A 26031-nucleotide genomic window follows, 5' to 3' on the forward strand; every position below is an offset into this window, starting at 1 on the left:
TTCCTAGTTATTAGACAAGGGCAATTCACCCTTAAAGGCGATTTTTAACATATTTATATTTTAGGATGTTACGAATATAAAAACGTATAATAAGCATTGCATATTTACCGATGCTCCCCGGCCCATCACTCTTTAAAAAAGGATTTTCAAAACTTGAAAAATGGGTAATTTCACTTCTGAAAGTGTGTGGGGGAAGTACATTAGACGATGGAAGTAAAAAATCAAAAATATTTTTGTTGTACTTTTCAGAAATCGTTGAAACTATGATTTCAAATCTATTTTAGTTAAGGGAGTTGACTAACAACGTGAAAGTAGATTATACCAACAAGGTCGCGCTGGTTACAGGTGGTGGGAGCGGAATAGGTAGGTCGATATGTCTTGAACTTGCAAAGGCTGGAGCACGAGTGGCCTGTGTGGATATCAACCCGGAGCTTGGTGCGGAAACAGTTGTTAAGGTCAAGGAAGCCGGTGGAGATGCCATCCTCCTCACAGCTGATGTTAGCGATACAGGCAATGTTCAGAGGTATGTGGAGAACACTGTGGCATCCTATCGCCGAATCGATGTGTTTGTGAACAATGCCGGTTACGAGGGCGTATTCCAGCCAATCAATGAATACTCCGAGGAAATGTATGAGCGGGTCATGGCTATTAATTTAAAGGGGGTCTTCCTAGGGCTCAAGTACGTTCTTCCAGTTATGATAAAGCAGAAAGCTGGTGCGGTTGTGAATATTGCATCAAGGGGCAGCTTCGTAGGAGTCCCTGGCCTTTCAGTATACGCTGCTAGTAAACACGCTGTTATGGGGTTTACGCGTTCGGTGGCTCTTGAGGTCGCCCGTCAAGGAATCCGTGTAAACGCTGTGTGTCCGGGGGCGACTAACACCCCAATGCTCCGTTCTGCGGAGAAAATGAGTTACTCAACTGCTTCAATTCCTGACGGGCGCTGTGCAGAACCGGAGGAAATCGCCCAGGCAGTTCTTTTTCTTGCATCTGATCTAGCTAGCCATATTACTGGTCAGTCGATGGTTGTCGATGGTGGTGTTCTTGCCGGATGATCGTACTCTAGTTCAAGCTACTTGTCAGGATTGAAATGACTGGATGGCCTATTCACACAAAATCATCAGGAGGTAAAATATGGAATTTGAGAAACTGAAAAAAGTATATCTATTAGTGTTGACAATCATGCTTGTTTTTTTACTCGCCGCTTGTGGTGGAGGGGACCAGTCTGTTTCAAATACGTCTAACCAATCTGGCAACAACCAAGAAAATGCTGGCAAAAAAACAGTGACAAAGCCTGTAAAATGGGTTCATCAATCTCTGACTCCACGAGGTCATCTGATTACTGAAGCTGAATCGTATTTTGCTGAAGAAGTAGAAAAAAGAACCGAGGGAAGAATTAAGTTTGATTTTTATTCGGGTGGAGGTTTAGGAATTCCTCAAGCCGATGTATTAAGTTCGGTAGGGGAGGGATTAATGCAAACTGGGCAGATGTATGGTCCACATGTTGCTGGTGATTTAAAAATTGCAGACATAATGGGACTTCCTTTCCTAATTCCAAATGAACTGGAATTAATGAGGAGTGTTAAAGAAAAATTAATGCCTTATTGGGAAAAAGGAATGGGTGAACAATTTAATGCGATTCCTCTAGCTGCCACACAGATTGAGGGGAGAAATATTTTAACAACTTCAAAAGTTGAATCACTTGAAGATTTCAAAGGCCTAAAAATCCGTCCTAGTGGGGATACAGATACTCAGTTGACGGATGCAATTGGTGGTGTGCCCACACCTGTTGATTATACAGAAGTTTATACGGCCTTACAACAAGGTGTACTGGACGGAGCTTGGATGGTAAACAGTGCTACACTCAGTAACAAGCTTTATGAAGAAGCTAAATTTGCCTTGGAAGTTGATCCAGCTGGTGCTGGTATTGCAACATGGTTTTTAGTGGTGAATAAAGACGCATTTTATGCATTATCGAAGGAAGACCAGCAAATTGTACGAGAGGTAGCTGTCGAAGCAGAAGCTAAGATTCAGCAGCGTATGCGTGAAGAAGCTACGAAAATTAAGAAAGAATTACAAGAAAAGGGTGTAACATTCTATCAACCTAGTGATGCTGATATAAAAGCTATGAAAGATGCCGCTGAACCGATTATTGATAAATGGGAAAGTGAAGCTGGAGATGTAGGTAAACAAATGATGGATGTCATTAAGGAAGAGCTGAATAATTAACGGTAGATAGGCAATAGACTCTTCAAATAGTAATATTGAACGAAATTGAAGTGAAGAGACCAAAAAGTACTTTTCACTTCTGTTTCTTTCCGTAATTTACTTTATCAAATAAAAGAGGTGTCAACTTTTCATGTCAAAGATATTACGATTCATACACGTTATTTCTAGTACGGCAACGTATTTAAGTGGGTTTCTTATTTTCTTAATGATTATTTTCGTATTTTTGTCGGTGGTTGCTAGGTATATATTTAATTCCCCATTTTCATTCACTGAAGAATTGACAGGATATATCGTTATATTCGCTATTTGTATGGGATTAGGTTACACCTTTCGGACGAATGGACATATTCGAACAACAATATTGTTTGATCGGCTGCCTTCAAGGTATAAAAAGGGTTTTACTCTCATTGGATTAGTCCTATCATTTCTTTGGTCTGTTGTCATGTTAGTTGCCGCCAAAAGCCTTATTGCAAAGTATTTAACAAACGAAACTGTTTCAATCACACCACTTCATACCCCTTTATGGATTCCGGCAGTATTTATAGGAATTGGGTCTTTCATACTGTGTTTAGATATTATCGTAAAAGTTATTGAATGTTTTCAAACAGATCAAGTATTACAATCAAATGATAATGCAAATGTTTCTTGAGAGGAAAACCACTATATAAATTTGGAGGAAACAGATGATTTATATCATGTCACTCTCACTAATAATATTTATTCTTGGCGGTGTATGGATCGCATTCGCCATAGGATTTGTTGGTTCAATAGGTCTTTTTGACGCAATAGGTGAACGTACAATAAGTTTAATAGGCCTAATTTCATGGAAAACGTTAACTAGTTTTACAACTGCAGGAATACCATTGTTTATTTTTATGGGGAATGTGATTAATTATTCTGGATTAGCTACTCGACTATATTCAGGTTTAGCTAAACTCATTCATGGTATCCCCGGAGGGATTGTTCAAACAAATATTTTAGCTAGCACATTATTTGCTGCTTGTTCCGGATCAAGTGTGGCTTCTGCAGCTTCATTGGCTCCAATGAGTTATAAAGAACAGGTAATAAACCGTGGTTGTGATCCGAAGTTGGTAACCGGTTCTCTTGCTGCTGGGGGGACTTTAGGAATTTTAATTCCTCCAAGTATTATGTTTATATTATATGGTGTTATGACAGAGCAGTCTATCGGAAAGCTATTTATGGCAGGGCTTCTTCCAGGCTTACTCTTGGCCCTTCTTTTTATGGTTTACATTGGAGTAAAAGTAAAAATGCAGCCGGAGTTAGTACCTCAGAACTCAAATGAGCATTACAATTTAAAAGTTCGTTTACAAGGTTTAATAGACATCTGGCCGTTTTTATTGGTAGCATTTTTTGTTCTCGGGAGTATTTATGGCGGAATTGCTACACCCACCGAATCCGCTGCAATTGGTGCTGTAGCAGCCCTTGTAATCGCATTATCTTTCAAATCATTATCGATAAAGAGTTTTACTGAAATTTGTATAGAAACTGTTCGTACTTCGAGTATGATTTACCTTATTATCATAGCTTCAAATGTTATGGCGATGATGCTTGCTTATCATAATATACCTGATCTAATCGCTGGTATTGGAAGTAGTCTTTCACCATATCTATTACTTCTTTTTCTAATAATGATGTATTTAATTTTAGGAATGTTCTTTGACGGAATTTCATTATTCTTGTTAACACTACCTTTTGTAATGCCACTGATACAGGCTGCTGGCTTTGATATGATTTGGATGGGTGTCATTTTAGTATTGTTAGTTGAGTGTGGATTGATAACGCCACCTGTAGGAATGAATCTGTTTGTAATACAAGGAACTACAGGGGTTGATTTAGCTAGTGTGATAAAAGGCAGCTTGCCATTCTTTTATATTATGCTGCTTATGATTATACTAATTATTTTATTCCCACAAATTGCAACATGGTTACCAAGCCTAATGAGGTAGAAGCATGGAAATGCATTAATTCTCATGAAAAAGACGGACTTCCTTGCATTCCCTTTACTTTTAAAAATGAGTAAAGAAAAGCAAGTAATAAACTAACCAATCAAAAAAATATGTTTCTCGTTAAAGTGTTACAGCTGCGTAGTTCTTTATGGATTTTATACAGTTCGACAGAAGTGAAACAATTTTTGCGGTAAGCATCAATATTCTAACTTTTCAGATGATTTGTGTTATAATTGATTTTATAATTTAAAAAATCCGACTGGCCGGCTTAATTGTTATTAAAGTGATTATGGAGGTAAAAAATTATGAGTTTTTATACTGAGGAGCAATTAAAATGGAGACAAGATGTTAAGCAAAAGATTAAGGAGATACGCAAAAAATATCATGTGGAAATCGAACACAGTGAAACTTACAGCGAGTTTTCTTGGGAGGTCCATAATGCGATTGCACAAGAGGGATGGCTTGAGTTAAAAGGTGCACGGGAATACGCCGTGTTAATGGAGGAGACGGCTCGCACTGGAGTTCCTCAGTATGCAATCCATATGAGTAATCCACTAGCTAAAGTGCTCCAACATCACGGTATCGAGGAATTGAAGGCAAAGTATCTTTCTAAGCTGTCCAGTGGTGAGTATCTAGCTGCAGTAGCAGTATCTGAACCTGATGCAGGTTCAAGCTTAAAGCGTCTCTCTACAACTGCAATAGTTCAAGGGGATAATTATGTAATTAATGGAAACAAGATTCATATCAACGTTGCACAAGAAGCTGATGTGCTTTTAGTATTTACCAATACGGATAAAGGTTTGACATGTATATTAGTGGACAAAGATGTAGATGGAGTAAAATATTATAAACGTGATCCTATTGGACTTCGGGATGCACCTGTGTACCAAGTCCGTTTTAAAGACTGTACGGTGCCAGTATCTCAATTATTAGGACATGAGGGCGAAGGATATAAGCTTTTCTTTTCATGGTTCGATCTCACTCGTATTGGAAACGCTTCAAAGTCGATTGGTTGGGCGCAGGCAGCACTAGACCAGACCATGAATTTTATTACTAAGCGGCGTGTTGGTGATAATTACCTTACTGATTTTCAAGGAATCCAATGGTATTTAGCTGATATGTATACTGAACTTGAGGCAGCAAGACTTTTGAGAGATAAAGCGGCTTGGAAAAGTGACATGAGCTATCCACATGCTAAAGAGACTGCTATGGCTAAGTTAAAAGCGGTACAAGTTGCAGAAAATATTATTTCCACTTGCATGCGTATTAATGGTGGTAATGCACTTTATAACAATAGTCCTTTCATGAAGCTTTATGGTTCAAATAAAACTCTTGAGGTTGGTGGTGGTTCAATAGAGGTGATGAGGAATTTAATTGCTTCCCAAATATTAAAGGAACGGAATACTAATGGCGAAAAAGAGTGACGAGAATAAAGTAGTATAAAAATTCTGATAAGATTTGTCGCATGGACAAGAAGAGGTATGCAGGAGAAAAGAGGCATAGTTCAATTTAGCTCGTTACAGTTGAACGAGTTCATCAAGAAATGTTTTTGGGTGCTATATCAGTATGACATAGGGCTTTCTGAAAAGTAAAAAGATAAATCTATTGGCACCCCCAATTTTTTTAACAAATTTTTTTAATTTAATTTTGCCATGTTTTAGATAATGTTTCTTCTTATAAATGAAGGTAATTTGCAAGAAGTCTTTATTTTGAAGCTTGAGTTATATTGGTAAACTATTTATCCTTATAATTTAGAAAACAGAGTATGTACTAAAACGGTCATATTCTTGGATCTAGAAAAATAGTTAAGGTTCTATGTATTATTGAAAATAAAGGAAAAGCAGTAGAATAGAACATACATAATTATTTTGTGTTTTATTATAGCACTTTACTATTGTAACAAATGGCTTAGTTAATTCAGATGTGGTGGTATATACTATTTTATAAGGAGGACTGAACAACAATGAAAGAAAATGAAGTTTTAAAAAAGCACATATTGAAGACAGCGAGTGAATGTTTTAATAATAATGGATTTCATGAAACTTCATTACAAGATATTGCTAATGCTGCAGGGATATCAAAAGGTGGTCTTTACTATTATTTTCCATCGAAGGAAAAAATTTTATTCCAACTTCATGATAATGTACTAAATGTAAGTATTGAAAAGTTAAAAGAGGTTATTTATTCAGATTTGAGTTTAAATAAAAAAATAAAATCTACAATTACTAATCATCTATTAATAATTTCAAACTTTCAAACTGATATAAGACTTCTATATCGTGAAATTGATTCATTATCATTTGAGTTACGGGAACAAATTCAAAGTAAAAAAAATGAATACGACCACCTATTTCGCAAACCCTTTTTTGAAGTACTTTCCGATAATAAATTTGATGAAGAAGAGAAAAAATTACTATTTCTATACATTAAAGGTGCTTTAGATTGGACATATATTTGGTGGGATTCAAATAAAGATATTCCATTTGAAAAACTATGTGATTACTTTTCTCAACTAACAGATCTAATTCTTCAATCAAAATAGATTAGGGTGTTTATAGTAGGGATGTAAACTGGTAACTCTCATAAATTCAAAAATATCAATTCTTTCTGCTAATCACTCTATATTTCTTGGCGTGACCAATTAGGAGGCATGGAAATGAAGTATTTCACTCAACGAAATTTTCTCTCTATTCTGAAGTAATTGATACTAATGCCTTGAGAGAAGTTAGAGGTAAATATATTAATGTCATTATTTATTCTTTTTTATGATATGCAGGAGGGAAGTAGATGGAAAAGATAGGAAAAACAAAAGAAGTGGCCAAAGGGATATATCAAATCGAAATACCCACTCCTTTTCCTGTAGGCCCAGTAAACGTGTACTTGCTTGAAGGTGCTTATCTTACACTTGTTGATACTGGACCACTAACAGAGGAGGCGTGGCAAACGTTGAATCAGGGAGTTAGGGATATTGGGTACAAAGTGAAAGACATTCGACAAGTGGTGTTAACCCACCATCATCCTGACCATTGCGGCTTACTCGAACGTGTTCGACAAGTTTCCGGAGCATTTACATATTCGCATCCTCTAGCTATTCCTTATGTGAAGATAGATGATTCATTTATGAATTTTCAAGCCAAGTTTTTTAATAGGCTATATTACGAATGTGGTGTCCCCGAGGAATCCCTCATCATTATTAATGAATTCAATGATTTATCTATGTCATATACCGAGAGAAGCCACATTGATGAATGTTTAAAGCACGATCAGGCGCTCCCACATTTTCCAGATTGGCATGTGCTTTTTACACCCGGTCATTCACAAAGCCAACTTTCTTTATATCGGGCTGATGACCGAGTGATGATTTCGGGTGATCACATTATCAAACACATTTCATCCAATGCTTTAATTGAACCACCTCCCAATCCGTCCAGCAAACGGCCACTATCCCTAATACAATACCGTACTTCATTGGAAATGTGTGCAAACATGGAGATCGATATCATCTTTTCAGGTCATGGTGCACCAGTAATTAACCATAGGGATTTAATTTTACAAAGGCTACTAGAAAATTGGAAACGAACAGATACAATACGTGGTCTGCTAAAGGAGTCTGAAAAAACAGTTTATGAATTGACAACTATGTTATTTCCAAATGTCTATCAAAAAGAGCTAACGCTGCCCATATCGGAGACTTTGGGGCATATTGACCTGCTGCAAATTCTTCATCAGCTTGAGGTCAAGCAGAGAAATGAGGTACTGTACTATTCCTTATAGAGTAAACTGATGAAAATTAAATATAAAGAATAAATGGCTGTGGTGGAATGGAATCAAAAATGAAATACTCCTCCATGTACCTGATCTGTATATTGGGCTTGCTGTACTTGTTTTTGTGCTTGTTGCTGTTGTTGTGCGTTAGCTTGATCCCCTACTTGGTTTTGAAATTGCTAAAGTTGTTGTTTATTCTGATTATTTTGTGTCATTTTAATAAATCTCCTTTGTTTTTTTGCAATTTTTGTAAAAAGCTACTTTTGCCTTTAACCATGTTTATTATGTATAAAACCTTTAAGTTTATTCATTTTAAAAGAAAGATTCTTTTTTCATTGGCCTATAAAGGAGTAACGTCAGAAAAATGTGGATTTACTACGCTAAGGAAGTTTCAAGCCATTTAAAAACCGTTTTCCTAAATAACTAGGAAAACGGCTATATTCTTAATGATAACAAGCTTCTGTTTTTATTTATACATCACATTTAAAGTCTAAAATTAACCTTCTACTTAAAGGTTTTCTTTATAGAAAGCTTCAAGTTTTTCAACAGCCTGATTAACAGGTTCTGGTTGGTCGTATAAATCATAGTGACTTGCACCTTCAACAACAAACAAATCCTTTTTTTCTGAAGCTGCTCTACTATAGAGTTCATGACCATCTTTATATGAACCGAATCCACCTTGTACGTTACCAATAATTATTTGTAAAGGTTGAGTTAGTAGCTCTTCTACTAAATGGAAAGCATCAAAACCTATAACTGAACCTACACTAGTGAATTTCAACTTATTAGGAGAATTAGGGTGCTGTCCTCTGGGTGTTGTGTAATATTCAACGGCTTGCGTTATATCTATATCAGTAATACCAGCCTTTTCTCTTTCTTCAGGGCTATTCGGAATCCAGTTCGTGATTAGTGACTCTGCTCCACGGGCTTCTGCAGTTCGTTGTTGACCAATAGCCTCCAATGCTTTGATAGCTGCACCAGGAGAGCCATCACCTTCACGATTTAAACGACCGATATTAGCACCAACGACTGTACCAACAGCCTTGATTCGGCGTTCTGTCATTGCGGCATTTACTGCATAACCTCCTCCTGCACAAACTCCTAATACACCGATACGATTTTCATCTACATAATCAAGCGTAGTCAGGTAATCCACCGCACAACGAATATCTTCAACCCGTGCAGACGGCTCTTCAATATATCGAGGTTCACCTTCACTTTCGCCTTGATATGACGCATCAAATGCAATGGTTACATATCCTAGTTTAGCAAGTTTTTCGGCATAGATGCCTGCAGTTTGATCTTTACAACTACTGCCCGGATGAACACAGGGAATTGCAGGGTATTTTTTATTTTCGTCAAATCCCTCCGGTAAATAAAGATGCCCTGCCACATTAATATTACCATTTTTAAATGTTACTGATTTTCTCATGCTTTTTTCTCCTTTTATAATAAATTTAGTTTCTATCCCACAGCCTATATGGAAAAAGCATTACTTTTTTAACACCCATGTTTTTACTTAGTAACTAATTTTTGGTCACTATAATAACAAAACATTTTTTTAAATCAACCTACACATAAAGTACGATGGGTAAGCACTTCATTTTCAAATTTCTATCCCTTCTTTCATTGAGATTTCCTCTTTTAATATGTTGCAGGTAGTTAAATAACACGGATGAAATAATGCTTATTGATGTATTATTTCATCCGTGTGTATAATATAAAAGAAAAACCGGATGTTTTCAAACGTCATTTTCGATCAATTTACGCATTAATGCACGAATTTATTGAAATTGCGCATTAATCTTAAGGAAAGTTTGGTGACTAGACCATGACTAAAGTCGATAGAAGGATACTTAAATCTCAAGAAGCCATAAAAAACGCTTTTATGGAACTCATGTCGGAGAAAGATTTTGATAAAATTACGGTAAAGGATATTTGCAATGGAGCGAATGTGGGGAACAGAACGTTTTATCTTCATTACTTAGATAAATTTGATTTACTCGATAAACTCATTGAAGAACACTTAGCTGAATTGAAAGTTATTTGTCAGCAAAAAAAAGACAAGGGTTTAGTAGAGGGGTCAATTATTTGGTTCGAATATTTCGAGCAATATAAGTCATTCTTTTCACCTTTATTCTCAAGTAACGGGACAATCACATTTAGAAATCGTTTCTTACATTTTGTAATTGAGGAAATAAAAGAAAAAGTGGATTTTAAAAATGGGAAAAATAAAGGAATTAGTGAGAAAGTGTTTTTCCGGTTTTTAGGCATGGCAATTATCGGGGTCATGGAATTGTATATGTTAGATGCAACACCTGAAAGTACTGATTCAATAGCGGAACAAGTTAGTATTTTACTTGAAAGAAATTTATAAAAAGATTATTAAATTCAATTAGGAATTTACATTAGGTGATTTCTTTTAAAAAAGCTGCTGGTATGAGTTATTCCTTCATTCAACAAGCGGACGCATTTATTGAACAAGAAAGAAAAGAGTGCTACATATTAGTAATGTATAATATGTATCACCCTTTATTTTCTATGACTTTTTACGATTTAGGTCTTATAAGATATTCCCCTCCTTTTTCATTTTTGTATAGTTAAATCTATGGAAAAGTGTGGGTATTAGTTTAAGTTAAAGCGCTTAGACATTGCGCAGAGTTACATTAAAAAATGTAAAATTACATCATTATTATATATTTAGGTGTTGTAAAATCAAGCTTTAACTCGTAATTTATTTGGTACAAATCTTGCATTCTTAACATTAACAAAGCTAATAGGAGGTGAAAGGATGCAAGGAACGGAGGTTTACGAAGAATTATTTGAATATTCTGACTTAAAAACGCAGAAGATTTGTAATGACATCCATAGTTTTAAAGATTAATTGGCCGGACATTCTATTAGAATTGGATTGCGGCTGTGTGGTGGAAGTATCTCTAGAAATGAAAGCGTTTCACATAGTGGTGAACTAGATTCCGTATTTCCCATGTTCATTCGGAATATGGGAACTGTAAAGACATGCATACCCGTACCTATCCTGGCTATTTAAAGTATTAGGGCTTTATCGTTTTTTGGGGGCCAATAACATGCCCGGTGGTTGGTGTGCAGTTGCTTATCACCTTGTCCCGGCTTGATAAACTAGCAGCTAGATTTACATAATGTCATTAAAATAGACGAAAAATAGAGGTGTAAAAATGGTTCAGAAAACTGCAATAAAACATTATCAAATGTATATCGGTGGGGAATTTGTTGATCCATCTAACTCGGAATATATTGAATCTACTAATCCAGCTACAGGAGAGATTTGGGCCTATATACCTAAAGGCGGAAAGGAAGATGTTGACAGAGCCTTTAAAGCTGCGCGGCAATGCTATGAATCAGAGGAGTGGAGTAGTTTATCTCCTACTAAACGAGGTAAACTGCTGCGAAAGCTGGCTGAAGCCCTAGAGAAAAATGCGGAACATCTGGCGAGAACCGAAACACAAGATAATGGAAAACTTTATAAGGAAATGCTGGGTCAGATGATGATTATTCCTTCCTGGTATGAATATTATGCTGGCTTAGCAGATAAGGTAGAGGGCACAGTCATTCCACTTGACCGACAAAGTGTTTTTAATTATACCTTACGGGAACCTTTAGGTGTCGTAGCATGTATCACAGCATGGAATTCACCGCTTTTGATCGCAACGTTTAAAATGGCTGCTGCGTTGGCCGCAGGGAACACCATTGTGCTTAAGCCTTCGGAATTTACTTCGGCCTCCTCTTTGGAATTTGCCAGGATATTCAATGAGGTAGGTTTTCCGCCTGGAACCCTTAATGTGGTTACAGGATACGGCCATTCGGTAGGAGATATTATTTCTAAACATTCACTAGCGAATAAAGTAACCTTCACCGGTGGTCCAGAAACCGGACGTAAAGTAGCGGTCAATGCAGCTTCTAATTTGACAGGTGTCACATTGGAGCTAGGTGGAAAAAGTCCTAATATCGTTTTTGCAGATGCTAATCTGGATGCGGCCGAGGCAGGGGTGATTTCCGGTATTTTTGCAGCAAGCGGTCAGACGTGTATTGCTGGTTCTCGTTTATTTGTTGAAAGGTCCATTGCGGACGAGTTTATAGATAGTCTTGTGAGACGTGCAAAGGAGATACGATTAGGGAATCCCATGAGTCCTGATACTCAAATGGGTCCAGCGGCTACACCTGCTCAACTTATGAAAATTGAGAAATATGTCAATATTGCAACAGATGAGGGTGCTCGAGTACTGGCAGGAGGGGAACGGCCTTGTGATCCAGAATTATCAAAAGGATTATTTTACCTTCCAACAATTCTAGGTAACGTTCGTAATTCTATGAGAATCGCTCAAGAAGAAGTCTTTGGTCCAGTACTAAGTGTTATGACTTTTGATACGGAAGAGGAAGTCGTAAAATTGGCCAATGATTCGGAATTTGGACTAGCAGCAGGTATCTGGACAAATGATCTTAATAGGAGTCATAGGATGGCTCGAGCTCTTGAAGCAGGTACAGTTTGGGTCAATACCTATCGTACATCAGCTCCCGGCTCCCCTTTTGGTGGTTATAAGAATAGCGGGCTAGGACGTGAAATGGGAATAGACGCTATTTATGACTTTATGCAAACGAAAAGTGTTTTAGTTGAACTTTCTGATGAGATTAGAGATCCATTTACTGTTCGCACCTTGAATTGATAATCCAATTTTACCGTTAGCAGACGTTACCATGAAACATTTCGGTCTAAGTTGCGGTTTAAGTCTAGCAATATAGAGAGTAAACGAAATTGAAGCAGTACATGAATATATATATCTAAGGAGACTATGGATTGTTTTGTCAGGATGGATCTAGGTCCTTTTTCCATAAGGATCTAGATTCAAAATAGATTGAAAGTGTTTGATAGGACAGAAGCTATATGAAAGGGGTAGATAAAGTGGCTAAATACAGACTTGGAATTGATGTAGGTGGCACATTTACTGATGCAATTTTGATAAATATCGAAAGCGGTTTAATTAAGCGTGCAAAAGTTCCAACGACACCAGAAGATCAATCAAAGGGAACAATGGCTGCTATTGAAGAATTCGGAGTTCCGATGGAGGAAATAACTTACTTCCACCACGGGTACACGGTTGGACTTAATGCAGTACTTGAAAGAAAAGGTGCTAAGGTTGGGTTGCTTAGTACACAAGGGTTCCGCGATTTGTTGGACATGGGCCGTTTATTACGACCGTCGGGTGATGAATTATATGATCCTAATTGGATTCGTCCTCACCAATCGCGTCCTATTGTTCATCGCCGTTATGTCAGAGAAGTCTCCGAAAGAACTTTGTATAATGGAAAGGTTTATGTAGAACTTGATGAAGAAAAACTTCGTAAAGAAATTGAATTTCTACGTCGTGAAGGAATAGAGGCAGTAGGTGTTTGTCTAATCAATTCTTATGCAAACCTTGAACAAGAGCAAAGGGTAGTTAATATTGTCCGAGAAATGCTTCCGGAAGCCTATATCCAATCCTCGACGGTCCATCCTGTAGTAGGGGAATACAACAGAACATGTACCGTAGCAATCGATGCCTACACAGGACCGGAAGTGACGAAATATTTAAAAAATTTAAAAGAAAAATTATCCGCTGATTCATATCAAGGTCAGGTAATGGTTATGCAAATGAATGGTGGTTTGCGGACAATAGAAAATACGATTGAACACTTTCCTGCATATACCCTCCAGTCCGGACCTACTGCTGGTTTGCTCGGGGCAGAATATTACGCCAAAGAACTTCTTATACAAAAGAACCTCATCTGCATGGATATTGGAGGCACCAGTACTGACATAGGTATTGTTTACGGTGGGGATGCACAGATAACTGAAGACTATGAAGTTGAACCTAGTATCCCTTTAGGAGTTCCCACAATCGATGTGCGCTGTATTGGAGCCGGTGGGGGCAGTTTAATTCAAACTGATACGGTCGGAAGCCTCAAGGTCGGACCTGAAAGTGCCGGGGCCAACCCTGGACCTGCAGCATATGGTCTTGGTGGTAAACAACCTACAGTAACAGATTCATACGTTGCTTTAGGGTACCTACAACCTGAACTTTTCTTGTCTGGGAAAAAGTCTCTCAGCCAGAAACTGGCGTTTTCAGCCTTGGAAAACGTTGGTGATTCCTTAAAAATGGAATCCATTCAACTTGCCCAAGGTTCCATTGATCTCATGAATACATCCATTGAAAGCGAAATTAGTAAAATGGTGTTTGAACGTGCACACGATTTACGTGAGTTTTCCTTGTTCGCATACGGTGGAGCAGGACCAATTCATGCAGTCAAAGTTGCAAAAAATTTAAACATTCCAGAGGTAATTGTTCCGTACTTTCCAGGAGGGTTTTGTGCTTTGGGTATGGTCTCAAGCCGCTTGAAAGCTGAGCGATCTATCTCTTTAGTACAATCGCTAGATGATATCAGTGTTGAGAAACTGAATGAAATATTTGATAACCTCGAAAACGAAATTAAGGAAGAATTGATTAAACAGTCAGCTAAACCTGAGGATATCGTGATAGAACGCAATCTTTATGGAATGTACAACGGCCAGAGTTTTGACAACAGATTAGCATTGAAAGAGTGGCCTTTAACTGAATCCTCCCTCGAAAACTGGATAAAGGATTTCCATAACTTCTATGAACAAGTTTATGGATATTCTGCTCCGGAAATTGGAATTATTGCTACAACTATAAATTTAGTGGGATACGGTTCTATTAACATAATCAATATTCCAGGGATACCTGAAGGAACAGAGGCTCCTAATCCTGATTCTGTATTAACCACTAAACAAGTTTATTTCGATGGAAAGTATTATGAAACCAAATTTTATGTACGGCAACAATTATTAGGTGGGAATAAATTGGAAGGGCCAGCGGTAATTGACGACGAACTTGGAACCATTGTACTTATTCCTGGTTCAGTGGCTGAAGTCGATAAGTTTGGGAGTATCCATATAACTTTTAGTTCAGATAACCAAGAAGAAGGAAGGCATAATTATCAAAGTTCGGGTTTAACTATTTAGATAGAAAGGTGGGAAAATATTTATGAAACAAAGAGATATTTTTCTTAATGCACAAGAAGTGGAAAAACGGTATGGAATTGATTTGATTACAGCGGAAACAATCCGTGCCGGTTTAATCGAGACCAGCAGGCATATGGCTACCTCCTTGCAACACAGCGCCTTTTCAAATGCAGTAAGGGAAGCCCTTGATATGGGGGTTTGTGTTCATTTGGTGGGCCAAGAAGGGACAGAAATGGTTTCAATTACTGAAGGTGTCACCCAATTTGCCTTCACTCACCAACATATGACTAATATGGTTATTGATGAATGGGGACTTGAAAATTTAGGCCCTGGTGACACCATAATTTGCAATGATAATTGGCGCGGCGGTATACATTTTCCGGATGCCAATCTATTCCGTCCTGTTTTTTGGCAAGGTGAGGTTGTTTTCATCCTTAGTTGTGCTTCGCATCTGCTTGACATTGGTGGTCCGGTAGCAGGAGGTGTGAACGCCCCAGCCAATTCACTGTACGAGGAAGGGTTACGGATACCACCTACATTAATTTTATCTGGAGACAAACCTGTACGGTCAACTATTAATCTATTAATTGAAAATACTAGGTTGCCTATACATAATTTGGGTGATCTAAGAGCTCTATTTGGCACTCTTAAAGTGGGGGAAGCCCGCCTAATCCGCTTGTTAGAAAGATATGGACTAGAGGCTGTGCGCTCAGGGGGAAGTTATACCTTGGATCTTGCCGAGCGCCGGATGAGAAATGAGATATTACAGGTCACGGATGGAATATATGAAGCAGAAGAATTTATAGATGATGATGGAAACGGCGGCCCTCCGTTAAGAATCAAGGCAACTGCAAGGGTTAAAAGTGATTCCGTAGAAATTGACTACTCAGGCAGCGATAAACAATCTATAGCTGCAGTCACCACATGTTGGGAAGATACAAACCGTTGTTTGATCGGACCTAAAACAATTTTCGACCCTAGACATCCAATGAATGCAGGTGCAATGAGACCATTCCATGTCATTGCACCACCTGGATCATTAGTAATGGGTTTACCGCCTACTAGTGCAAGCCAACACGTTGAAATGGCGACAAAAGTCGCTGCACTGATGATAAATCTGTTTGGCCAAATGATCCCTGAACGAGCAATTGCAACTGATAGTGCTACTACTGCGGCTTATTTATACAGCGGGGTAGATCAAAGGTCCGGACGTGAAGGTATACCCTTCGGTGGAGTTACGTTAGCAGGAGGTTCTTATGGTGGAACCAGCAGGGGTGACGGCATTAGTTTTAATGTTTCTCCTATATTTAATTGCCGCAGCAATGTGGTGGAATTATTGGAACGCGACATGCCGATGTTAATACGTGGATGGGGATTGATGATGGATAGTGCTGGTGCCGGAAAATACCGCTCCGGATATTCCAGTTATGTAATTTACGAGATAAATGACGGTAAAGGTACCCTTACAGCTGTTCTTGATTCGGGAAGGTTCCCTCGCCAAGGAACAAACGGAGGGGGAGCGGGGATGCCTTCGTATATTTCCAAAATAAAAAGAAACCCCGATGAGTCTATAAGGCTTTTCAACGGCATTTCCCCAGTTTGTGATTTGATACCTGTTGCAGGAATGTTCGCTGTTGATGGAACACCTGATCCTGAAAATGGGGAATGGGGTGGCGGAGGTGCTGAATTATCAACACTGAAGCTTACTTCATATCCGCTTCGTGAAGGAGAACTATATCACCTCTTTTGCGCGAGTGGCGCTGGCTATGGAAGCCCCTTAGAGCGTGACCCGAAGTTAGTTCGGTTAGACGTTTGGAATGAACAGCTTTCATTTGAGTTTGCAAAACATGCATATGGTGTGGTTATTGATCCCGTTACTTTGGCTGTTGATACTATAGGCACAACAGAACTCCGTAAGGAATTGAGGAAAAAGGAAGCTATGGGTGAATGGAAAGCACCAATGGCAGTGCTGCAATCTTGGCCAAAAACCGTTGAAGAATTTGGAGAACTTGAAAGAATGTACAGCCTAAAATAAGAAGGAGGTTATTCAGAATGACGTCTTGGATTGAAAGAGTAATTTACTCCCCTCCAAAAGAGGAACGAATATTTCTGGAACGAAAGCTCATACCAGGTGCTACTTGTCCAGAGTGCGGAAGCGATAACATTAGAAGATATCCAATTGCGTGCCATTTAGGTCCGAGAATGGTAACAAAGTGCCAAATTTGTATGCATATTGTCAAGTTAGAACACCCCACTCTAGAGGATAAATGGCCTCCTTACCGGGCTGTAGCTTATGACTGGGAAGCATCTCCTGCAGAAAGAGCATCGCGAGAATTTTTCATTAATCAACAAAAAAACTCTAAGTAAGGGTTCTACATTTAGGAGTCAATTAGTTATAATCAGCTGATTCACTCCAAAAGTCAGTAAGAATGGAGGAAAACAAATGACATTGCCTAAAACTTGTAAAGCCGCAGTTGTTACGGAGTACGGAGCGCCGATTGAAGTTCGGGACGTTAAGATGCCGGAGACACTGGAGCCCGGGGCTATGCTGGTCAAGATTGATGTTGCCTCAATTTGCGGAAGTGACGTTCACCAGTGGGAAGGACGTTTAGGTCTTCCGCTTGAGTTTCCCTTTATTCTTGGACATGAAATGGTTGGAATAATAAAAGCGTTCGGGGAAGGGGTTACCCATGACTCCATCGGGCAGGAACTTAAGATCGGAGATAGGATTTTATTCACTCATGCCTCATGTGGCAGGTGTGAGACGTGCAGGGTGTTAAAGATGCCAAACGCCTGTAAGAACCGAAAATACTACATGATGCAAAGCAGCGAGAAATATCCATACCTCACGGGGGGCTTTGCCGAATATTGTTATGTTTTTCCTCTTAGTCCGTCGGTTAAGATCCCTGATGGTGTAAAAAGTGAATGGGCTAGCGGTGCTTCTTGTGCTTTCAGGACAGTAGTTGATGGCTTCGTCAGGATAGACCGGATTGGCGGTATGAACTGGAATGATACATTAGTGATTCAGGGATCTGGCCCCTTAGGGCTGTATGCCACCGCAATTGCGTCTACGAAAGGACCAAAGGATATCATCGTGATAGGTGCACCTGATAAACGATTGGAAATTGCCAAGGAATGGGGAGCTACTCACATCATTTCGATTGATCAGCATCCTGATCCTGCTGACAGACAGAAAGTGATTATGGAATTAACGAACGGTAAGGGTGCCGATGTCTTGATTGAAGCATCCGGAGCTATAGGAGCTTTTGTTGAGGGGATGGGCATTTTAGCCAATAATGGAAGGTATATTGTGCTTGGGCAGGTCGGTGGCCCCGAGGTTCCTTTCGCTGCGGACTTAATAACCAAAAAGAACGCCACTATAATTGGCATGTTGTCCGCAGACATCGATGCATATTATAAGGCTCTTCGTTTTATTGAACAATACCGGGACAGATTTGATTTTGACCTTATGTTTTCAAATACTTACAAATTAAACCAAATTAATTTGGCCATCGAGAAAATGCGTGAATTTGAAGAGATTAAGCCTTTAATCAAGCCCTATTAGTAAATAATGATCTCTTCGCTATATAGTGATAGTAAGATCGCTCTTATTACTATAGCAATGAATATATACAGATAATTAGCGTCAAAAAGGGACAATCCAAAAGGAGGTTATTTATGTGAAAGGAATATTAGCCGTAATGGTAGAACCAAGTATAATCGAATATCAAGAATATGATTTACCAACTCCAGAAAAAGGGGCATTGTTGGTGAAGGTTGTAAGGACGAACGTTTGTGGTTCGGAACTACATATTTGGCATGGAGATCATCCAGTGGTAAAGGATGGTGTCTTGGGACATGAGATGGTAGGGGAAATAGAAAAAATCGGTGAAGGAGTTACCACGGATCATTCGGGAAAACCTATTCGGGTAGGAGACCGTGTAGCTGCAACCTATTTTCAGGCATGTGGAAGATGCAGTTTCTGTGCAAATGGGGATTTAGTTTTATGTGAAAATACGTATGAATTTGTGGGTAGATTGCCAGAAGAATCTCCCCATTTTCATGGAACCTATGCAACACACTATTATGTACATCCTAATCAATACTTTTATAAAGTGCCTGACAACGTACCGGACTCTGTTGCAGCGAGTGCAAACTGTGCCATCTCCCAGGTTTTATATGGAATAGACAAAATACAGCTGAAAGTAAATGAAACGATCCTGATCCAAGGGGCAGGTGGTTTGGGTCTATATGCAGCCGCTATTGCTAATGAAAGCGGAGCTAAAGTGATTATCATCGATGCGGTGGAAGAACGATTAAATCAATCTAAGAAATTTGGTGCTGATTATGTAATTAATTTAAATGAATATGATACTGTGGAAAAAAGGAATGCAAAAATAAAAGAACTCACTAATGGAAAAGGAGCCGATGTTGCCTTGGAGGTTACAGGTGTACCGGATGCTTTTAGTGAAGGAATCCATCATATTAGACAAGGAGGAAGGTACTTATCTATAGGAAATATTATACCTGGAGCGACTACCAAATTTGATCCGGGTTTATTGACCAGAAAATCGATTACTATTTATCCGGTTATTCGCTATCAACCTTCGTTTTTAAATAAGGCGTTGGAGTTTATATCCATTAATATCGATAAATATCCGTTTACAGAATTGGTGGATGCTGATTTTAAGTTTGAGGAAATTGAAGATGCTTTAAACAAATCATTAAAAAGAGAAGTAACAAGAGCATCCATCGTGATTGATTAATTCGAAATGTATTTATTAAAATGGCAGTCCTATAGGAATGGGGCAATAGGCAAGTAAAAGCAAGGGGATGTACATCTTCCCCTTGCATTTTTTTATTCAGGCATAAAACAGATGGAAGTTTTGAATATTACTTAAAAAATTCAAAGTATTTTTGAGAATTGGAAAAATAGAGAGTCCTATTTTTTAGCCATAGTTAAACGAAATCTTTGAAATCTATAATTATTTTACATCACAAATGAATAACAATTGGCTCAATAATGTATTAATACATCGAAAATGGAAAAATGCATTTTTTTCGAATAAATTAATTGAAAAGAAATCCATTTATTTGAACCCTTCCATGTTGGCATAGTTGTTGCATGTTAATTGAATATAAAATTTAAAAGGAGGTGAACATTCTGATAGAATATAACACTCTTGATTTATCCTATTTACTGTATCCGAAGTCCGTTGCCTTCATAGGAGCTTCTGTGGATACCGATACAATCGAGGGAAGAGTCCTTGTTAATCTGCAAAAATCTCATTATAAGGGTAAAATCTATCCAGTTCACAGCGAGTACAATGAAATTTTTGGGGTGAGAACCTATACTAATTTAAAAGATATACCAGAGCATGTTGATACAGTTGTCATCATGGCATCTGCTACATCCGTACCTCCTTTACTAAATGAATGCGAAAAGAAAAAAGTGAAATTTATAATTCTATTAACTTCCATTGCAGGTTTAGATGATGACCAACATGAATTGTTGGAAACATTAAAAGCATTTTCTGAAAAGACCGGGATTCGAATTTTAGGACCAAATAGTTTCGGTCTATATAATCTTGCTGAACCATTCGGAGTTTCATCCTCTCTACTTTATGAACCAAATCGCTTACAAAGTGGAAAAATATCACTTATTACTGTAGATGGTGGATTAGGGAGGACAATCTTAGATGCAAATGATCGAGGAATAGGTTTTAATTACTGGATTTCTACAGGAAACGAAGCGGATTTAGAAGTTGCCGATTTTATCAACTTTTTGGCATATGATTCCTCCACACGGGTTATTTTTGCGATAGTAGACGGAATCAAAGATCAACAGAAATTTCGAAATGCTGCAGATTTCGCAAATAGGACAGGAAAGCCGATTATCTTATTAAACATTAACCAGTTTGATATGGGAATAGACGATAATCAGTTAGGTGTTATTACAACTACAGATGTAGATGAAATGCTTGATGTAGGTTGGCTTTTTGACACATATGGAATGCCTACCGGAAATCGTATAGGTATATTCGCTTACTCAACAGGGATTAAAACCTTAATTACGAATAAGTGTCGGTTAGTTAATCTTGATGTTCCTAATCTTACTAATAAAACAAAAGGTCTCTTACAAGACTTTTTACCAAATTTAGCAACGGTTACAAACCCTATTCATCTGACAACTTCCATTTTTGAAAACCTAAGGGCTTTTGGGGAGTACTTAGAGATATTTGCGAATGATCCAAATTTAGATGTGGTATTAGTTCCTTTTCCATATAAATTAGGAACCTATACAGAAATAATGGTAAGACAAACCATAAAGGTAGCCAAGCGAATGAATAAACCCATTATTCCAATTTGGGCATCATTATCGGGAGAAATGGAAACGAGCTTCGAAATATTGATGGAAAGCCAACTCCCTTTTTATCGCACTACTGATGCCTGTATCTTTGCTGTAAAACGGTTTACAGATTATTACATGGATTGAAATTTCCGTTAAAACAAATATTTGGCTTATTATGACTGTACGCTAAAATAACTGGCCTGGCTAGTAATGTATACAGTCCCTTGCGGTAAATTCATGGATTTCTGAAAAATGTAAATATTCGTATATTTACATTAAAAATGCAAAATTGCATCTACTCTAAAATACCAAAAACTTGATAAATCAAACTTATACTAGTAATTATTTTGGCATGAATTTTGCAAGATTAAAAGACGAACATAACAAGCAGGAGGTGAAGGACACATAAACCAAAGGCGCAAAAATACAAGGTCCTTTGAAGCTTCGTGCAAAGTTTCATTTAACTGGAGGAAGGGCTGTAAATGTTCCTGAACATGTTGTTTGGCAGCGATAAAAGTCCTTTGGTTGGAAGTTTAATGTTGAAAGAAAATCTTTAATTAATAGACCTAAAGAAAGGAATGATTGTAATTATGAAAACAGTTCGAATTGGTTCGGGGAGCGGTTTTTGGGGCGATAATTTGGACCCCGCTATTGAATTAGTAAAGAAAGGAGAGATTAATTATCTTGCCTACGACTTTTTAGGGGAGCCGACTATACCCCTCCTACAAAAAATGCGTCGTAAGAGTCCGGAAAAAGGTTATGTGCCATCGATTAGCACCGTTTGTCGGACTGTGTTGCCTCTCTGCCTTGAAAAAGGAATAAAGATATTAACCAATGCCGGAGGAGCTAATCCTGAAGCTTGTGCGGAAAAAATTGCCGAGGTAGCTAAAGAGTTAGGAATCAACAATCTAAAAATTGGTGTCGTCATTACTGATGAAATCGGGGATAAAATTGATGACCTTGTTGAAAGAAGGTTAAAGCTGATTAATCTGGATACGGGTGATGAAGATATTAGCAAGATAAGAGAGCGCATTGTTGGATCTTATACGTATGTTGGAGCAGAAGCTTATGTGGAAGCGATTGAAAAAGGAGCGGATATTATTGTTTCCGGAAGAACTACAGATGATGCCGCTATTCTTGCCCCATTGATCTATGAATTTGGTTGGGAATGGAATGAGTGGGATAATCTGGCGCTAGGCATTATGGCTGGCCATTTAATTGAATGTGCTGCAGCATGTTCGGGAGGAATTACTAGCCTTTGGAAAGAGGTACCAAATCCATGGAACATGGGCTATCCAATCGCAGAAGTAAACGAAAACGGTGAGTTAATCATTACAAAGGTTCCCGGCACAGGCGGTCTGATTAATAAGGTGACCCTTACTGAACACCTCCTTTACGAAGTACATGATCCCGGGAACTATATTATGCCAGAGGTAATTTCGGATTTCACAAACGTCCAAATGGAGGAAATAGATAAGGATACCGTCAAGGTCTGGGGTGTCAAGGGAAAAACAGCGCCGGAATCGCTTAAGGCCGGAATCGCTTACACGGATGGCTATATTGGAGAGGGAGAGTGCTCTTTTACTTGGCCTGACGCAGTTGGGAAGGCTAGAAGGGCAATCGAAATTCTTAAGCACCGTTTCGAGACTGTAAAACTGGAAGCTGAGGAAGTGCGCTACGATTTAATTGGGGTGGATTCATGTCATTGGTCGGCATCTCCTGAACCAGATCCTGACATAAATGAGGTTAGGTTAAGAGTTGCTGCCAAATGCCGTGAAAAGAAGGAAGCAGCAAAAGTGGCAAGAGAGACCACTTCACTGATGGGAGTAGGGCCGATTGGTGCCACCGGACAACTAGGTGCTCCTGCTCCGCGTGAAGTATTTGCCTTGTGGCCAACGTTAGTCCCACGAGAAGAAGTTAAAACTCGTGTGGAGATAAAGGAAGTCGAAACTGTTGTGGTAAAGGAGGTATAAAAAAATGAGAGAGATTCAATTAAAGGATATCGTTTATTCACGTTCAGGAGATAAAGGGGATATCTCAAACATTGTTGTGATAGCGAAAGAGAAAAGGTATTACCCTTTGCTTCAGAAATACCTTACAGCAGAAAAGGTAAGAGAGTTCTTTGGTGAAATGGTGAAAGGAAGTGTGGAACGATATGAGGTTGCTACTCTTGATGCCATGAATTTTGTTTTAAGAAATTCTTTAGGTGGAGGGGCAACTAGAAGTTTACGCATGGATTTCACAGGTAAGACAATGTGCCAGGCTCTTTTACGACTTACATTAGAAGTTGAAGAAAACGACCTTGAGCTCGTGCATAATTAATAGACTAAAAAATACGATTTAGCCGAAGCGATCACCACTGCTCATACCTAGCACCGATACAACATAGTTTGGTATCAAATTTTTTTACATTACACGTATGTGTTTTATGATTCATTTTACAATTATCGTGTGTTAGGTCGGCATAAATCACTTGATATTTCTAAAATGGTTATTTGCCTTGGTAAGTTTTTCAGGCTTACTTGATTTGCTTGGTTAATTGCAAAAGCGTTTTCTTTTGTGTCTGCTATATAACCATAGTTAAAACAGACAGTAAGTGAGCTGCGGTGAATGGTAAGGCAATTCAAACATAAAGATTGTAAAAGGATGTAAGTATGCATTGTATTGCTGCAGTTTTAACCGCTCTATTTAGCAGAAATATCGGCATAAATTCAATCGCTTGCAGTTTTATTAGAAGGAATGTACTTATAAGTAAACTAGAAAAAAGAGAATCTAGTCAAAGGGGAGGGATTTGTTATGAAAGGCAAGTGGATGATGATTCTTTTATTTGTACTGTTAACATTGGGACTAGCGGCTTGTAGTAATACAGAGAAGACTCAAACAGAAGTTATTAAGAAATCGAATGAAGAAGTAATCAAGATAAAAATAGCTGACTCTTTTCCTAATACACATTCGATTGCAAAATTAGGAGTAATTCCGTGGATAGAGAGAATTGAAGAGTTAGGTGAAGGAAAAATAGAGGTTGAATATTATCCAGCTGAACAATTGGGCAAAGCAGCCAGTTTATTAGATCTTGCTAAAAATAAAGTGGCAGATATTACTTACGTTATGCCTGGGTATTTTGCTGATAAGATGCCTTTAAGCAGTATTGCCTCGAATCCTGGTCTTGTACCAGGGACTGTTGTTGGTTCAAAAGCGTATAACAAACTTGTACAGGAGAATTTATATGAATTAGAGTTTAAGCCCAATGGTGTTAAGCCATTGTGGGCAGCTACCTTGAATCCCTACCAAATTGTAACCGCCGATCGTCCTGTTAAGTCGGTTGAAGATTTTAAAGGTCTAAGGGTCTTCACATCAGGTGGAGTACAGGAAGCAATCATGCATCATTTTAATTCTACACCGGTTTCAATGTCTGCAAGTGAGATTTATACTTCATGGGATAGAGGGACAATTGATTCTGCAATGTTGACTTTATTTAGTTGGCCTGGTTATCAAGTGGATAAATTAGCTAAATATTCCTCTACTAATGCACAATTAACCTCAGTTGGTTTTGCCTATGTGGTAAATGAAGAGGTGTGGAACAGTTGGCCGGAAAATGTACAAAATGTTGTTTCGCAAGCAAGCGAAGAAACTATTGAAAAATTATCAACTGGGATTGCAGAACTAGAGGAAAGTTTACAAGAGGAATATGAAGCAGAGGGTATTGAGTTTTATGAAATTCAACCAGACGAATTAAAGAAATGGAATGAAGAATTAAAACCGATTAATGAAAAATGGGCTGAAGATTTGGAGGCAAAAGGATTACCAGGAACAGAGATTTTAGAGAAGTTCCAACAATATATTGAAGAATTTCAACAGTAAAATTAAGTACCAATAATAAACCAAGAAACGGCATCACAAGGAAAATTGGAGCTATTGATGTTCTGTTCACCAATAGCTCACTCGTTTCTTTGTTTTATTTGATTCTTGTATATTATTTATATCAAGAATTGGAAAATCTCAACTTATAGGACTATATTAACAAATATATCTGTATTGTGTAGTTAAAATGGAAGCGCTTTCAAATTCCCTTCGCAATTCATGGTACGAGGAGGAGTCTAGAAATGAAAAAAGTTATGAATCTATTTGATAAAGTTGATTCGGTTATTTTCTTTGTAGCGCAAATCGCTGTATTCATCATGATGATACTTATTTCAGCGGATGCTTTTATGCGCTATGTATTTAATCAGTCAATAGTGGGGGCTTACCAATTTTCAGAAAAGTATTTAATGGTGATTCTTGTATTTTTGAGTATTAGTTATGTATGGAAATTGGGTGGACATATTAGAATTGACTTACTTACTCAATTCATGCCTAACAAACTAGTAAAAGTTCTGGATATTTTATATACTTTAGCCGCCGCTTGCTTGATATTCCTCATTGGGTACCAGGCAATGATAAGTACTCAAGAAGCTTATATTAATAATTATGTTGCTGCTGGTCTTATTCCGTGGCCAACGTGGCTGTCATGGGTATGGGTTCTGATCGGTCCTTACATTTTCACAATCCGTTTATTACTGAGTGTGGTTTATATGTTGTTAACTTTTAATCAAGAAGATTCTGAAGCATTTGGCTTTCATAGCAGCAGTTCAGAAGACTAAGGGATGTAATGTGGGAGGGAAATAGTG

At 38.2% G+C, this 26031-nt stretch carries 19 protein-coding genes; 18 read left to right on the top strand and 1 reads right to left on the bottom strand.

All coding sequences use genetic code 11. The features are described from left to right. The first annotated feature begins 305 nt into the window (after positions 1-305). The 7 genes from N0M92_RS18190 (at position 306) to N0M92_RS18220 (ending at position 7967) form a co-directional block, all read left to right on the top strand. The gene (locus N0M92_RS18190) at positions 306-1052 is read left to right on the top strand and encodes an SDR family NAD(P)-dependent oxidoreductase (protein ID WP_260287151.1); all 747 of its coding nucleotides are present in this window, start codon (positions 306-308) and stop codon (positions 1050-1052) included. Positions 1053-1131: 79 nt separating this feature from the next. After that, positions 1132-2226, top strand: coding sequence for a TRAP transporter substrate-binding protein (locus N0M92_RS18195; protein WP_260287152.1), 1095 nt, complete (start codon positions 1132-1134; stop codon positions 2224-2226). A 130-nt stretch (positions 2227-2356) separates the two neighbouring features. After that, a complete protein-coding gene (locus tag N0M92_RS18200; RefSeq protein ID WP_260287153.1) occupies positions 2357-2875 on the top strand; it encodes a TRAP transporter small permease in 519 nt (172 codons plus the stop codon). A gap of 34 nt (positions 2876-2909) precedes the next feature. After that, positions 2910-4193, top strand: coding sequence for a TRAP transporter large permease (locus N0M92_RS18205; protein ID WP_260287154.1), 1284 nt, complete (start codon positions 2910-2912; stop codon positions 4191-4193). A gap of 305 nt (positions 4194-4498) precedes the next feature. Continuing rightward, complete coding sequence (locus N0M92_RS18210) at positions 4499-5617, top strand: acyl-CoA dehydrogenase family protein (RefSeq protein WP_260287155.1); 1119 nt, start codon at positions 4499-4501, stop codon at positions 5615-5617. 539 nt (positions 5618-6156) lie between these two features. Continuing rightward, entirely contained in the window at positions 6157-6735 is a 579-nt protein-coding gene (locus N0M92_RS18215; RefSeq protein WP_260287156.1) for a TetR/AcrR family transcriptional regulator, read from the top strand. 245 nt (positions 6736-6980) lie between these two features. Then, positions 6981-7967, top strand: a complete 987-nt coding sequence (locus tag N0M92_RS18220; RefSeq protein WP_260287157.1) for an MBL fold metallo-hydrolase — start codon at positions 6981-6983, stop codon at positions 7965-7967. 499 nt (positions 7968-8466) lie between these two features. Here the strand turns inward: N0M92_RS18220 and N0M92_RS18225 are convergent, their stop codons facing one another. Then, the gene (locus tag N0M92_RS18225; protein ID WP_260287158.1) at positions 8467-9390 is read right to left on the bottom strand and encodes an alpha/beta hydrolase; all 924 of its coding nucleotides are present in this window, start codon (positions 9388-9390) and stop codon (positions 8467-8469) included. A 399-nt stretch (positions 9391-9789) separates the two neighbouring features. On the opposite strand from N0M92_RS18225, the gene N0M92_RS18230 reads away from it, so the two are divergent. The 11 genes from N0M92_RS18230 (at position 9790) to N0M92_RS18280 (ending at position 26004) form a co-directional block, all read left to right on the top strand. After that, positions 9790-10335, top strand: a complete 546-nt coding sequence (locus N0M92_RS18230; protein ID WP_260287159.1) for a TetR/AcrR family transcriptional regulator — start codon at positions 9790-9792, stop codon at positions 10333-10335. Between the two features lie 817 nt (positions 10336-11152). Beyond that, positions 11153-12658, top strand: coding sequence for an aldehyde dehydrogenase (locus N0M92_RS18235; RefSeq protein WP_260287160.1), 1506 nt, complete (start codon positions 11153-11155; stop codon positions 12656-12658). Between the two features lie 236 nt (positions 12659-12894). Continuing rightward, positions 12895-15012 (top strand): hydantoinase/oxoprolinase family protein, encoded by a 2118-nt coding sequence (locus N0M92_RS18240; protein ID WP_260287161.1) that lies wholly within the window; start codon positions 12895-12897, stop codon positions 15010-15012. A gap of 22 nt (positions 15013-15034) precedes the next feature. Next, the gene (locus N0M92_RS18245) at positions 15035-17047 is read left to right on the top strand and encodes a hydantoinase B/oxoprolinase family protein (RefSeq protein ID WP_260287162.1); all 2013 of its coding nucleotides are present in this window, start codon (positions 15035-15037) and stop codon (positions 17045-17047) included. Positions 17048-17455: 408 nt separating this feature from the next. Further along, positions 17456-18577 carry a zinc-binding dehydrogenase gene (locus N0M92_RS18250; protein WP_260287163.1) on the top strand — a complete coding sequence of 374 codons (1122 nt, stop codon included), beginning with the start codon at positions 17456-17458 and terminating at the stop codon, positions 18575-18577. Positions 18578-18692: 115 nt separating this feature from the next. Continuing rightward, positions 18693-19778, top strand: a complete 1086-nt coding sequence (locus N0M92_RS18255; protein WP_260287164.1) for a zinc-binding dehydrogenase — start codon at positions 18693-18695, stop codon at positions 19776-19778. Positions 19779-20167: 389 nt separating this feature from the next. Continuing rightward, positions 20168-21508 carry a CoA-binding protein gene (locus N0M92_RS18260; RefSeq protein WP_260287165.1) on the top strand — a complete coding sequence of 447 codons (1341 nt, stop codon included), beginning with the start codon at positions 20168-20170 and terminating at the stop codon, positions 21506-21508. A gap of 446 nt (positions 21509-21954) precedes the next feature. After that, positions 21955-23337: an acyclic terpene utilization AtuA family protein gene (locus N0M92_RS18265; protein ID WP_260287166.1), complete on the top strand. Its 1383-nt coding sequence runs from the start codon at positions 21955-21957 to the stop codon at positions 23335-23337. Between the two features lie 4 nt (positions 23338-23341). Beyond that, a complete protein-coding gene (locus tag N0M92_RS18270; protein WP_260287167.1) occupies positions 23342-23686 on the top strand; it encodes an AtuA-related protein in 345 nt (114 codons plus the stop codon). A 474-nt stretch (positions 23687-24160) separates the two neighbouring features. Next, positions 24161-25225, top strand: coding sequence for a TRAP transporter substrate-binding protein (locus N0M92_RS18275; RefSeq protein WP_260287168.1), 1065 nt, complete (start codon positions 24161-24163; stop codon positions 25223-25225). Between the two features lie 242 nt (positions 25226-25467). Beyond that, complete coding sequence (locus N0M92_RS18280; protein ID WP_260287169.1) at positions 25468-26004, top strand: TRAP transporter small permease; 537 nt, start codon at positions 25468-25470, stop codon at positions 26002-26004. The last annotated feature ends 27 nt before the right edge of the window (positions 26005-26031 follow it).

The organism is Peribacillus aracenensis (assembly GCF_025175645.1).
Lineage (GTDB): Bacteria > Bacillota > Bacilli > Bacillales > DSM-1321 > Peribacillus > Peribacillus aracenensis.